General features: G+C 46.1%; 11 protein-coding genes. 9 read left to right on the top strand and 2 right to left on the bottom strand.

Annotation, left to right across the window (positions count from 1 at the left end):
* Window positions 1–17: 17 nt before the first annotated feature.
* Window positions 18–890 carry a helix-turn-helix domain-containing protein gene (locus JJU34_RS02840; protein ID WP_228690811.1) on the top strand — a complete coding sequence of 291 codons (873 nt, stop codon included), beginning with the start codon at window positions 18–20 and terminating at the stop codon, window positions 888–890.
* 339 nt (window positions 891–1229) lie between these two features.
* On the opposite strand, the gene JJU34_RS02835 is transcribed toward JJU34_RS02840, so the two are convergent.
* Window positions 1230–1652: a c-type cytochrome gene (locus JJU34_RS02835; protein ID WP_228690810.1), complete on the bottom strand. Its 423-nt coding sequence runs from the start codon at window positions 1650–1652 to the stop codon at window positions 1230–1232.
* Between the two features lie 138 nt (window positions 1653–1790).
* Between JJU34_RS02835 and JJU34_RS02830 the strand changes: the two genes are divergently transcribed.
* Window positions 1791–3110 carry an amidohydrolase gene (locus tag JJU34_RS02830; RefSeq protein WP_228690809.1) on the top strand — a complete coding sequence of 440 codons (1320 nt, stop codon included), beginning with the start codon at window positions 1791–1793 and terminating at the stop codon, window positions 3108–3110.
* A gap of 255 nt (window positions 3111–3365) precedes the next feature.
* Here JJU34_RS02830 and mtaB read toward each other — a convergent pair whose 3' ends face one another.
* Window positions 3366–4679, bottom strand: coding sequence for a tRNA (N(6)-L-threonylcarbamoyladenosine(37)-C(2))-methylthiotransferase MtaB (mtaB, locus tag JJU34_RS02825; protein WP_228690808.1), 1314 nt, complete (start codon window positions 4677–4679; stop codon window positions 3366–3368).
* 416 nt (window positions 4680–5095) lie between these two features.
* On the opposite strand from mtaB, the gene JJU34_RS02820 reads away from it, so the two are divergent.
* From JJU34_RS02820 to JJU34_RS02790, 7 genes are all read left to right on the top strand, one after another.
* The gene (locus JJU34_RS02820; protein ID WP_228690807.1) at window positions 5096–7258 is read left to right on the top strand and encodes a glutamine synthetase III; all 2163 of its coding nucleotides are present in this window, start codon (window positions 5096–5098) and stop codon (window positions 7256–7258) included.
* Window positions 7259–7458: 200 nt separating this feature from the next.
* Window positions 7459–8331 carry an alpha/beta hydrolase-fold protein gene (locus JJU34_RS02815; protein ID WP_228690806.1) on the top strand — a complete coding sequence of 291 codons (873 nt, stop codon included), beginning with the start codon at window positions 7459–7461 and terminating at the stop codon, window positions 8329–8331.
* A 26-nt stretch (window positions 8332–8357) separates the two neighbouring features.
* Window positions 8358–8825, top strand: coding sequence for a YciI family protein (locus tag JJU34_RS02810; RefSeq protein WP_228690805.1), 468 nt, complete (start codon window positions 8358–8360; stop codon window positions 8823–8825).
* 22 nt (window positions 8826–8847) lie between these two features.
* Window positions 8848–9915, top strand: coding sequence for a magnesium/cobalt transporter CorA (gene corA, locus JJU34_RS02805; protein WP_228690804.1), 1068 nt, complete (start codon window positions 8848–8850; stop codon window positions 9913–9915).
* A gap of 452 nt (window positions 9916–10367) precedes the next feature.
* Entirely contained in the window at window positions 10368–10664 is a 297-nt protein-coding gene (locus JJU34_RS02800; protein ID WP_228690803.1) for a hypothetical protein, read from the top strand.
* 2 nt (window positions 10665–10666) lie between these two features.
* Window positions 10667–11905, top strand: coding sequence for a hypothetical protein (locus JJU34_RS02795; RefSeq protein WP_228690802.1), 1239 nt, complete (start codon window positions 10667–10669; stop codon window positions 11903–11905).
* A gap of 1054 nt (window positions 11906–12959) precedes the next feature.
* Window positions 12960–13643, top strand: coding sequence for a hypothetical protein (locus JJU34_RS02790; protein ID WP_228690801.1), 684 nt, complete (start codon window positions 12960–12962; stop codon window positions 13641–13643).
* Window positions 13644–13915 lie beyond the last annotated feature (272 nt).

Genomic DNA, 13915 nt, shown 5'->3' with positions numbered 1-13915 from the left:
TTGACAACTCACTAACCATGAATGACCTAAGCTTTTTTCCGGTACTCCCTGCCTTGCGCCCCTTTGTGAGTGGGTACATGTTGTTCCAATACGATTACATGGCCCCCGATAGACCGTTTTTTTCGCCTAAGGGTACAGCGGCGTTGACGATCCCCATAGAAGTATCCAAAGGGAATTATCTTGCCTATCCCACCCCTTTGGATAGACATTATTTTGAAGCAGGTGTTCCACTCCTTTTTGGACAGATGAGCCGGGTGGGTTATGCCTACAGTGTGGGCCGATTTTGTTCATTTATCATCGTATTTACGCCTACCGGACTTTTCCATTTTTTAGGAGAACCTACAGACAAGCTGACGGACAACATTGTGGATTTGGAACAGCTCGGGTTGCATGGATTAAAAGAGCAACTAGGGATTTTGTTTACTTCCACCCAGTGTCCGAACGATTGGGCCAAACGTCTAGATACCTTGTTGTTGGATTGGTTCGCCCAAGGTGGGCAGCGCAACCTGTCCGTAGATGTCTCTTCCGTATGCGATGAAATAGTTCGTAATAAAGGCCAATTTGCGCTCGACAATATGCTATGTGGAGCGCGCATATCGAAACGAACCTTTCAAATTCACTTTAAGCAGCAAGTGGGCATCTCGCCAAAGCTATTCTGTCGCATCGTGCGGTTCAATGCACTGATCAATGCCATGCATGCTGCACAGAAGTTTGATCTATTGGAGCTGGTAGTTGATCATGGGTATACCGACGGCTCCCACTTGCACAAGGATTTCAAGGATTTCTCCGGTCTTACCCCTAGGCAGTACCTAAAGACTCATTTTGAGGTAAACCTTCGGGTAGAGCGAGTTTTGTTAAAAAATCACGGCAGGTTTAGCAGCGAAGGCTAGCTACCGCATCTTGTCGTTCGTGAAGTATATTTTTTTGAATATAATACCGGTCGCTTCGCTTTTTTACAATTTTTCCATCAGTCAAATGGTTATTTTACCTGCTGATTATTTCATAAGCTGTTTTTATCCAAAATTAATTTGGTATGGGCGTATCTGTTTTGTTGGCCGATGATCATACATTGACGGCCTTTGGTAGTTGGTCGCGTGAGAGTTTTTTTGCTGTATCCGATTATGTTTGAAACAGGTATCTTTTAACTTCAAGGCTAAGCGACTACTGGCGCCACCTTGAGCCTTTTTCGGTTCGTCTGGTTTCAGTACTTCCGCGCAAGTGGGAGTCCATTATCGTTTGTCGATCGAAAGCACGTAGGTGGCCATGGCTTGGGCATCCTCAAAGGCCACATCCGGGTGTGGAATCATCACCGGGTAACCCCAGGAACCGGTGCCCCCAGAGATGATTTTCCGCGCCAGCAGGTCAATGTACACCTGTCGCCGAGGGTAGCGTTTGGCGACATCGGCAAAGGACGGTCCCTTGGAGCGGCTGTCCCGCTTGTGACATTCGTAGCAGTTGGCATAGGCTACCAACACCTCTCCCCGATGGATGGCCTCCAGGGGTACTTCCTCGTCTTCACCAGGAATAGCCCGGATGTAGTCTTTTACAGGGGGTTTTACTTGCTCTTTATTTCCTTCCCGCCACTCGCCGCATCCGGCGAGCATCAGTGCACAAAAAATAAGAAAAAGAAAGGGCTGAGAGATTGGGGGCATGCAGTTTCCGTTCGTATAGCTATTTTTCCCTGCTAAATTACTTATAAAAGATTAAAGTATCCTTTAATAAACGTAAAATAGTTGAAGGAAATTACTGGATCAATACGTAACTTTCCTCATAAACAGATGCAACGCTTTATGAGAACGAGTATATACCGATTTACTTTTTTATTGCAGGTGCTGCTACTAGCGAGTGCCGATTGGGTCCGTCCGGCGCTGGCCCAGCAGGCCTTAGGGACCGCGATCGACCAAAAAGCCGAGGCCCTGGAAGCGCAGGTGATTGCTTGGAGACGGGATTTTCACCAACACCCCGAATTGGGTAATCAGGAGCTGCGTACGGCGTCGATTGTGGCGGGACACCTGAGAGCCCTGGGCTTTGAGGTCACCGAACAGGTGGCTGTAACGGGTGTGGTAGGGGTACTCAAGGGAGGAAAGCCCGGCCCAACGGTCGCCTTGCGGGCGGACATGGATGCCCTGCCGGTGACTGAGCGGGTGGATGTACCATTTAAATCCACCAAGACGGCTAGTTACAATGGACAGGAAGTAGGTGTGTCCCATGCCTGCGGCCACGATTCCCACGTGGCCATATTGATGGGGGTAGCGGAAACCTTGGCCTCCATACGCAACGAGCTCCCGGGTACCGTGAAGTTTATCTTTCAACCCGCAGAAGAAGGGATGGATGATCTGGACACCTGGGGCGCCAAACAGATGGTGGAAGAAGGGGTGATGGAGGATGTAGACGCCATTTTCGGGTTGCACATCAATTCCCAGACTCCTGTAGGAACGATCAAATACCGATCCGGGCCGGCCATGGCCGCCGTGGACAATCTCGAAATACAGGTAATCGGCAAGCAGGCCCATGGGGCCTACCCCTGGTCTTCGGTGGATCCCATTGTGACGGCATCTCAGCTCGTGGTTGGGCTACAAACTATCGTAAGCCGAAGCGTGAATGTGACCGAGATACCGGCGATTGTCACCATTGGATCCATTCACGGAGGGGTTCGGCACAATATCATTCCGGAAGAGGTGGCTATGATCGGCACGATCCGTACCTATAGTGCGGCCCAACAGGAGTTGGTTCACCGGAGGATTTTTGAAATTGCCGCTGGCATTGCCCAAAGTGCCGGTGCGCAGGCAAAAGTGAACATCCGCAAAATGTATCCGGTCACTTACAACGATCCAAGCCTGACGGCAAAGATGTTGCCCACCTTGGAGCGTGTGACGGGATCGGGAAGATTGGTGGAACATGAATTGATCACGGGGGCAGAGGATTTTAGCTTTTACCAGCAGGCCAAGCCAGGACTTTTTGTGTTTTTGGGGGGTATGCCGGCAGATGGGGATCCCTTAAAGGCGCCCGCGCACCACACGCCGGATTTTTACCTGGATGAGAGTGGATTTGTGCTAGGGGTCAAAGCCTTAAGTCACCTGGCTCTGGATTACCTACAAGGCGGAATTTGATTGTAGCACCTTTGGTGCTTACTGGGATTCGGATGACAGGTGCACATAGCCCTGGCAGGCCATGTTATTGATTACTGCACCGTTGGTGCTAATGTGGAGGTGGCCGCATGGTTCCCTAGTCCCAAAGGCCATGCTAGTTTCCGTAGCTTCGTTGGTGCTTATTTGACTTTAAGCACCAAAGGTGCAAAATCATTAGCCTTGGGCAACGCCCAAGGAAGATTGCGAATACACCACCCAAGCGCCAAAGGCGCGGAATCATTCGAATACGACTTCGGGTTCTACCACGTCGACCACACCTCTTTTGTTGATTTCGGTAAGGGTGACGGTTTTGATCTCATTGATCAGTAAGGGATCGTATTTGGCCGCAACACGCACATAGTTTTCGGTAAATCCGTGCATCATGCCATCTTCGATATCCTCTTCAAAGAGCACTTTCCAGGTTTTTCCCAGGTTCTCTTCGTAGAATTTCCGCTTTTTCTTTTCCGAAAGAATACGCAGCATCTTCGAGCGCTCGTTTCGTTTTTTCATGGGCACCACGTCCTCCATATCTATGGCACGGGTATTGGCCCGCTCGGAATAGGTAAAGACGTGGAGGTAGGAGATGGGGAGCTCGTTCAAAAACTGGTAGGTTTCCAGAAACAGTTCGTCGCTTTCGCCCGGAAAGCCCACAATTACATCCACGCCTATGCAGCAGTGCGGCATCAGTTGTTTGATCTTCGCTACACGGTCCTCGTACAGTTCACGAAGGTAGCGCCGTCCCATTTTTCGTAAGATGGTATTGCTGCCGGATTGCAGCGGAATGTGGAAGTGCGGCACAAAACGGTTGGAACGGGATACGAATTCGATGATCTGATTCGTCAATAGATTGGGTTCGATCGAGGAAATCCGGAACCGCGGGATGCCATCCACCTCGTCGAGTGCTTTGACCAGGTCCAGCAGTCGTTCTTTGCGCTTTCCTTCCTGAATACCGAAATCCCCGATATTCACACCTGTCAATACCACCTCTTTGACGGTGGAGTCAGCGATGGCCTGGGCGGTGGCAACGACTTGGGCAATGCTGTCGCTACGGCTTTTTCCCCTTGCCAAAGGGATGGTGCAAAAGGCGCAGCCATAGTTGCACCCGTCCTGTACCTTCAAAAAGGTCCGGGTACGGTCATGCATGCTGTGGGAGGCGTGAAAAGTATCCGCTTCGTGGATTTCAGAGGCCAGTACCTTGGTTTCCTGGGCATGCGCAAAGCCATCGAGCAGCTCGATCAGTCTAAACTTCTCTGCGGCGCCTAATACGGCATCTACCCCCTTTATTTCTGCAATTTCCTGCGGCTTTAACTGGGCGTAGCAGCCGATGATGGTTACGTAGGAGTGGGGGGATATCTTTTTTGCCTCTTTGACGATCTTTTTACACTTTTTGTCGGCATTTTCCGTCACCGAGCAGGTGTTTATGATAAAGATGTCGGGGTTTTCTTCGAATCCGACCTTCAGATACCCCTTTTGCTCAAACATCCGGCTGATGGTGGAGGTCTCGGAGTAATTTAATTTGCAACCCAGCGTATAGAAGGCGACTCTTTTCATCTGTTTATAATTTGTTCTTTAGCGGTCAGATGGAATCTCGCACGTATTACAATCGTTCCTCCGTGTGTCGCTTGCGTCGTGCTCGATTTCATGTGTCTATAATTGATTTTTCAAAGGTCACATGGAATCTCGCATGGTTGACAGTGATCCCAGAGTGTGACGGTAACGTCATGCTCGATTTCAAAACAGATTGATTTATAAACCGGTTGCAAAGGTAAGCATTTCGACGAAGTTTTCAATTTTCGCAATTTTTCGGAAACCCCCCTCGAAAAACGGGGGTTGGTTCGGTTTTAGGCGGTATTTTTTTGCAAAAAGTGTAAATTTGGAGAAAATCACCTCGAATTTTCACCAACTAACTTGTTTTATGAGATATTTTTCTACTTTTGTGTATCGATTTTAAACCACAAATTTCAACGATGGCAACATTAAGACAATTAGCGCTTATGAAGGTGCAGGAAAGGTCCTACGTGACCTCTGAAGCGCCCTCTTTAAAGATTTCTGATTACTTCGGATCTCAGGTATTTGGTCTGAAAGAAATGCGAGAAGCATTGGCTCCTTCCGTGTACCAGCGAGTTGCCGGTGCGATCGAAAAGGGAGCAAAAATTGACATGTCTACGGCTGAAGAAGTCGCCACCGCAGTGAAGAGTTGGGCGATGGCCAAGGGTGCTACGCACTATACCCACTGGTTCCAACCGTTGACAGGCTCCACCGCTGAAAAGCACGATACCTTTTTCGATGCCCTCTCCGGAATGGAAAAATTCAAAGGGACCGCTTTGGTTCAGCAGGAACCCGATGCGTCCTCTTTCCCTAGTGGAGGTATTCGTACGACCTTTGAAGCCCGAGGTTATACCGCTTGGGATCCTAGTTCCCCCATATTTATCTACGACAAAACCCTTTGCATTCCTACCATCTTCGTTTCCTACACAGGCGAAGCATTGGATTTCAAAACACCCCTGATCCGCTCTTCCGAGGCCATTAACCAAGCCGCGGTGGATATTTGCCAGTTTTTTGACAGAAATGTGAAGAAGGTGACCCCTTCACTGGGTGTGGAACAGGAGTATTTTCTAATCGATAAAGCACTTTATGCTACCCGACCCGACTTGGTAATGTCTGGCAGATCAGTATATGGGCACAATCCTGCCCGTGGACAGCAGTTGGACGACCATTATTTCGGTTCAATTGCTCAGCGGGTAAAAGAGTACATGAAGGATTTCGAAATCGAAGCCTGGAAGCTGGGCATACCGGTGTCTACCCGCCACAACGAAGTGGCACCCGGTCAGTACGAAGTAGCTCCCCTTTTCGAAGAAATCAACAAGGCTTGTGATCACAACCTGTTGTTGATGGACCTGATGGAGAAGGTAGCGGACAAGCACGGATTCAAGGTATTGTTCCACGAAAAGCCATTTGCCGGACTTAACGGTAGTGGTAAGCACAATAACTGGTCATTGATTACCGATACCGGTGTCAACCTGTTCCAGCCCAGCAATTCGGCTAGGGAGAATTTGCAGTTCCTGTGCTTCTTGGTAGGTACTATCAAGGCGGTGTACGTCTATGCCGACCTACTTCGAGCCAGTATTGCTTCTGCAAGTAATGATTACAGACTTGGTGCAAACGAGGCGCCTCCTGCGATCATCTCCGTATTCCTAGGTTCTACATTGAGTTCCGTTTTGGACGAATTGGAGCAGAATGGAAACGTGAAAATCGAGAAAGGCGACAACATGTACATGAAGCTCGGTCTTACCAAAATCCCGGAAATCATACTGGACAACACCGATAGAAACCGAACTTCGCCGTTCGCATTTACCGGAAATAAGTTCGAGTTCCGCGCTGTAGGATCAAGCGCCAACTCTGCCGGCCCGATGACAGCGCTGAACGTGATCGTTGCGGATGTACTGAAGGAAATGAAAGTCGACATCGACAAGGAGATGGAGGCAGGTAAGGAGAAGAAGATTGCCATTGTCGATGTATTGCGTAGATACATCAAGGAGAGCAAGAATATACGCTTCGAAGCAGACGGTTACTCTGATGAGTGGGCCGAAGAAGCTGCTCGAAGAGGTCTATCCAACCTGAAGAGCACGCCGTTTGCCTTGGATACCTTGGTAACCAAGAAGACCGCTGATCTCTACAAGCGCCATAAGGTTCTTAACGAGAAAGAGCTTCACGCAAGGCACGAAATCCGCTTGGAAAACTACATCATGCGGGTACAGATTGAATCCAGGGTAATGGGTGACTTGGCGCTTAACCATATCATTCCAACAGCGATTCAGTATCAAAACAAGCTGATCGAAAATGCCAATGGCCTCAAAGGACTTGGACTGGATCATCGCGCAGCAATCGAGACCATCGAGCAGGTGAGCAAGCACATCGAGTCTTTGAAACTGAACGTAGGTGAGATGATCGAAGCCAGAAAGCGTATCAACAAGGAAGAGGATATCGCTAAAAAGGCGAAGCTGTACAGCACCGATGTGAAGGAAGCTTACTTTGACAAAATCCGATATGCAGTGGACAAGCTGGAATTGTTGGTAGACAACGAATCCTGGCCACTCGTGAAATACCGCGAGATGCTGTTCATCAAGTAATGAAATGTAATGACCCGGCCGAGCAATCGGCCGGTTTTTTTTGCTTTAGCCTAGGGTGTTTCCAAACGCACTGCCTGTGGAAGTGGCGCTTCCTGCGAGCTACAGCAGGCAATTTTTTCGGTCGGATGGTTCGTGCAGAAAAATATTCCTATATTGGGTTTTTAGGAGATACCCTATATTATCCATTAAACCCAAAAACGATGAACGAACTACGTTGCCTCGCGGCATTGCTTTTTGCAGTCTTGCCTTTTTTGCCGGCTCTTTCTCAGGAGAGCAGGGTATATGACAACCTGACCCTTCCAAGTGAGCGCTTACAGATGGAGCGCAAATACGCCATATACCTGCCTCCCGGCTACGAGCACTCCGAGCGCAGTTATCCAGTATTATACCTGCTGCACGGTGGGGGAGACGACCAAACCGGTTGGGTGCAATTTGGAGAGGTACAGCACATTACCGATAAGGCACTAAAAGAAGGAACTGCCACGCCGATGATCATCGTGATGCCGGACGCCAATACTGAGCGAAGGGGCTACTTTAATGACGTGAACGGCGAATGGCGCTACGAGGATTTTTTCTTTGAGGAATTTATCCCATTTATTGAATCTACTTATCGGATCAAGTCGGAGAAGCGATACCGCGCCGTGGCAGGATTGTCCATGGGAGGGGGAGGCTCCTTCTTTTATGCGATGCACCGGCCGGACATGTTCTCGTCTGCTGCCCCACTGAGTGCTGCGCTGCGTAGTCAGACAAAAGAAGAATACCGGCAGGCCTTGGAAAACAGCGGTACCACGGTGAAAAATCCGGCATCCTTAGATGCCTACTACGACCGGCATCAGGCGTTGCGGCAGATCGAGTTGAATTCGTTGGACGATATGAAGTCTGTCAGGTGGTACTTTGACTGCGGCGACGACGACTTTTTGTACGAAGGCAATAGCTTGGTGCACATAGCCATGCGCAAAAAGGAGGTGCCCCATGAGTTCCGCATACGAGACGGAGGACATACCTGGGGTTACTGGCGAACCTCGCTGCCCGATGTCCTGGGGTTTGTGTCAGAGGCTTTTCATCAGCGGTAGCTTGTTACATGGTTATGCCTTTATCTATGAGAAAAACGATCCACCTGCAGCTCTTTTTGGTGTTTGCGTTGCTTCCATTTTTTGGGGAGGCGCAACAGCAGAACAGCGCCTACGATGAGGCACTTGCCAAAGCCCTCGGTGCCGACGATTATGGCATGAAGATGTACACCTTTGTGCTCTTGACCACTGGCGAGCATACTCCGGAGGATCAGGCGGTGGTAGCTGCGGCCTTTGCCGGCCACATGGCCAATATCAACCGGTTGGCCCAGGAGGGTAAGCTGCTGGTAGCTGGCCCCTTTGGTCCAAATGGGGACGCTATGCGTGGGATCTTTATTTTTGACAGTGCAGATACCGATGAGGTAAGGACTTGGCTGGCAGACGATCCCGCCATTTCGGAGGGGTTGTTAAAGGCCTCGCTGTATCCCTGGTACGGCTCAGCGGCGCTACCTCTGTACCTGGAGACATCCGAAAAGATCTGGAAAGTTAAGCCCTGATATAGGTGTAAGTGAGGACTGCATGGCAAGGAAAAGACAAAAGCGAAAACTAAAGGCCGGGCTGGCTCCCGGTACGTTACTCTTCACCGGGGAGCAGAAGATGGAACGCCTGGAAATGTCCGTGCTGAGGTACGACGCAGATTTGTATGAAGAATCGTTTCCCGGCACTCTGGAGGAAGTGATATCGGAGCTGCGACTGGGCGGGCCGGTGACCTGGATCAACCTGGACGGCCTGCACGAAGAGCATGCCGTGGAGCGGATCTGTCAGGGGTTGGATATCCATAAGCTCACCATGGAGGATATCCTCAGCGTGGGGCAGCGGCCCAAGGTGGAGGAACATGCCGACTACCTGCATGTGGTGTTGCGGATGTTTATGATGGATGAGACGAACCGGGAAGCTACGGATGAGCAGCTCAGTTTTATCTTGAAGGGCAACCTGCTGCTTACCTTTCAGGAGCGCAAGGGGGATGTATTTGACGGGGTGAGGAAGCGGCTGCGGGAAGCCAAGGGGCAAATTCGTAAGCGGTATGCGGACTATTTGCTGTATGCGCTTTTGGATGCGGTGGTGGACAATTACTACCCCATATTGGAGACTTTGGGTGAGCACTACGAGGAGTTGGAGTCCGAGCTTCTGGACAATCCCACACGGGCGGCGCTGGGTCGCCTTCATATCCTACGCCGGGAGACCATTCTGCTGCGCAGGTCGGTGTATCCGCTGCGGGAGGTGGTGGGCCGGTTTGAGAAGATGGAGGAGCCTTTTGTCAGCGAGGGTACCCGGGTATTTATCCGGGATCTGTATGACCATACCATACAGGTGATCGAAAACATCGAGGTGCTGCGGGATATCGCCACGAGTTTGCTGGACCTATACATGAACAGCGTCTCAAACAAGATGAACGAGGTAATGAAGGTGCTGACAATCATCGCGACGTTGTTTATTCCGCTTACCTTTATCGTGGGCGTTTATGGGATGAACTTCGACTACATGCCGGAGTTGCGGTGGCGTTACGGGTATTTTATCGTGATGGGGCTGATGTTTGTGGCCGTGCTGGGCATGCTGTACTTTTTCAAGCGCAGAAGGTGGCTTTAGGAGATTAGGGTCTGTATAGGAGGGTTTCGGTATAATATACATTGTAAAAATACCCCGATCGGGGTATTTTTTACTATGGAAGAAAGCCTTAATTTTAAGAACGAGTTTTTCTTGGATAAAGCCGGTGTTTTGGCATTTAGGATGTGCCTCGGTAAAATAGGCTACCGGTCAGCGAAGTGGAGAAAAATGACAGAAAGCTAAACCGGAAACCGTGGTATCCCGGATTGGCTTTTGGGATTTCCCAAATTGCCTTTGGTCATCAAGGGGTTGCAGGATGATTCCGTTTGCAAACGCTTACATTCGAATAGCCGTGAAATCAAGAAAAGTGCCTGGAATGGCCTTTATGCGGCTTTTGTACGGGTGTAAAAGGTAGCTAACCGCAATGGGGTGAGGTTAGCTGGTAGTTGTGGAGAATAATAAGGATACAAACGAAAACCATAAATTTAAATAGAATGAAAAATATTAAGGATTTTAAAAGAGAAGATTTCCTAGGATTTTGGAAAAGTACCAATCCTAAGATTACATTTTTTCTGGACAAAACACAAGCAAATCTAGTTTTACCAAACAAACAGATATATGGTGATTTTATTGTGAATTATGTGTTAAGCTGTGAAGAGTGTACTAACTGCTTAGAAATAGGAGTTAATAATGATCTATTCTTTATTAAACAAATTACTGAAAATGGCTTTTTTTTAACAACAGAATATGGTGAAATTCTATTGACAAAAATTGTTCAAGAACAAATGTAGAAATGAAATATAACTTATTAGAGCCACATACCATTTATCCTCTAGTTCTGTTACCTGATGAAATAATCTCATTTTTAAGGAAGGATATTTCTTTTTCAGACTTATGTAAAGAAAATGGAGTGATTTTTCCGGAAATGATAGAGAAAGCTCATTCCAAACGGATAGAATACCTCTATATGGATTTTAACAAATCAAAGTTGGAAATTGTTAATCATCGAAGTATTCAAGAAATAAATGATTTAACCCACGAATCTCGTGATCAGGAATTAGAAAAGTATGATTTTTATTTTGGAACAAAGAGACTTCCCAAAAAACCTATTTTTCATCGTGAGGTTAAGGTAAGATCTAAAATAGACTATTTAGATAATTTTGGAGTATTAGCTTTTTTTACAGTTTGTGCATGTATAGGATACATAACTATTGGAGGATATTTCATTAAACCTATCTCAGACTTTTTTAATATTTCCTTTTGGAGTACATATTTGACTTTGGTATTAACCACATCGATTAGTTATTTTTTATATGATGTAATAAAAAATAAAAATGAAATTATACAATATCATTTAGAGGACGTTTTAGAAGGATCGGACGAAGAAAGATTATTGAAGCTTAGCGAGTACAAAAAATCAGTTAATGCTTTATTTAAACAAGCCAACATAGAAATTGAAAAAGAAAGAAAAAGGATTAAAGATTTAATTGAAAGTGAAAGAGAGGAAATTCAAAAAAAAATATTGAAGAAAAGACTTACATTTAATCAATTAAATATAGAGCCAATAAATAATATTAGAAGAGGCAAAACAGAGCTTTTTTTCCTACAATATCTTTATATATCTTTCAAATCCGATGTTAAAATTGATGTCGCTCCAATAATGAAAAAAGCATTTTTGCCAGATTTTGTTATAGTTTGTTCTGAATTAGGACTGTATGTTGATATTGAAATAGATGAACCCTATGCATTAGAATCTGGAGAAATAATTCATCATGATAGAAGTAAAGATTGTACAAGAAATCAATTTTTCATTAGCCATAATTGGATTGTAATTCGGTTTTCTGAAAAGCAAATTGTTCAGAGTCCAGACGAATGTGTGTTTTTTATAAAAAATATCTTGTCAGCAATTGGGCAAAAAAATAATTTGATTGAAACAAATATTAAATCAGAATCACTATGGTCTTATGAAGAAGTTAATTTAATGAAGTTTAGAGATGAAAGAAGTAAGTATTTAAGTCTCCTGAAAATATAATTACTCTCCGCAACATCACCTTGGATCCAGCGGGCGGAACGGAGTAAATTGAAAATTCAGTATCTTTAAGAAGCTAGGAGATAGTAGGAAGAGAACGACTCCGAATGCCCGGCGTCTCCAAGCTGAATCACGTGTGTGACTTAAATCAGCCCCTTGGGGCTGATTGCTTTGAAATGGATGGAGGAACTATTGGGCAACCAATAGATAGGCCCTCCGATGCCCTGACTGCGTCAGGGGGCAGCCATCAAACTACCTTGCGCTGCATATCTGGGAAACCAATGTGTGGTGAGCGGTTAAGGAAAAACGGGAACAAAGATTCCCGTAGGTGGGTACTGTAGAGCTGAACCCCGAAAGCTTTCGGGGTGAACCAACGACGAAGCCTCGAGAAAGCAAATCTCGATGTGAAAAATGGGTAGTTATCCCGAGGGCTATCTGGATAACTATGAAAAAGTGTGGCGGACGATTGGATCCCGATAGCTATCTGGAGGCCAGACTGCATCCGGGGTAAAGTTGGCAGAGCCTGTCCCGAGTATCGGGAAACGCTGTAGATCATTGGTGGCAAGCCTGCCCTGACGCAGTCAGGGTGAACGCTACATCGCTCTGTAAAATCGAAAGAGGAAGCAGACTTTCAGGGAATGTGGAAGAGATGTAGGGGGCAGACTCATTCGTAGTAGTGATGAAGCTCCTGAAATGCGATAGCATTCACGAACACCGATTAGAGTAATTTCTTAGTGAGTAAATGGGAGTGGAGCACGGCAAATGTCCGGGAGGACATTTGAGCGAGGTATGAGGGGAGGGAGCATACCATGTTTCGCCTTCATTTACAACCTTGATTATTCAGGGGATGATTTATGGAAAAGAAGCAGAACCACCGCTACCTAATGAAGCTAGCGCATTACCTTTAAGTGGTTGTTGGTATGAAGAGCCCCGATGTATCGGGGTGAGAGTCTCACGCACAGCCTGTCCTGACGCGTCAGGAGTTCTGTGGGAAGGTAGGGGTGAAATTCCCCCGCCTGACCCGATTAGCTGTAATGCATAGACAAACGACAAAAGAATGAAGAATACAACAAAGAACATATTAATCATTATAGCAATTCTAGTTTTAGTAATATTTTCATATTGGCTAATGATATCTATACTCAAGAGTCATTTTATTTCAAATATTGAAAAAGGCGGGACATTTAAAAATAATGAATTTGGTGATTATCTTGGAGGATTAATAAACCCACTGTTTACATTGCTTTCAACTGTTGCAATTATTTTCCTGACATATATAATAGCAAAAAATGAGGACGTTAAGTCAGACAAGGCAATTGAAACACAAAAAAGAATTACCCTTAATCAAATGAGGCAAACGGCATTCGAAAACCTAGTTCAAAAAACAAATTTATATGTATATGAACTTGATAAACTCTCAATTCATGAAGCCAAAAATAAATTTACTCAAATGGTTTTGACTTATATGATAAAAGAAAAAACTGGTGAACAAACTAACGCAGTTTGGTTAATCATAATGAGTGAATTAGAAAATTTCACTCAATTTAATTATCTATTCTCAGGTCTCTTCAAATTAGACGACTTTAAGACAAAGCACGAAGAAATGATTGATATCACATCTAAACTTGCTCAGGAACAAAACAATTTTAAGTTTGTAAAAAGTGAAACAATTCAGAATTATATTAATATACAAAAAGACTACCTAAGATATGTTGGTGAATATATATATTCTGAATTTTAAATCAAGCACTACAGCTAACATAGGAGGGCTAAACCGAAGTGGAGCGTAGCGGAATTTCGGGCTTAGCCTGTGTTGACAGAAGCGTAGCGGGTTTTTTTGAGGAGAGGTATCTATGGGGATTGAAAAGTTTCGGTGATTTCTGTCGGATGAAAAAAGGTGCTGGTTGGCGTTGGTTTTGCAGCATTTTGCGTGGTTGTTTCTTTTCTGTATACTTTCTGAGTGGTTTTGTTTTTTGATTTTCCGTTTGTTTTTGGTGATTTGGCTGTTTTTGG

It is taken from the genome of Lunatimonas sp., from assembly GCF_020832325.1.
Taxonomy (GTDB): Bacteria; Bacteroidota; Bacteroidia; order Cytophagales; family Cyclobacteriaceae; genus Lunatimonas.
The sequence above is the reverse complement of the archived record's forward strand: the minus strand, read 5'-3'. Positions and strand labels throughout refer to the sequence as shown.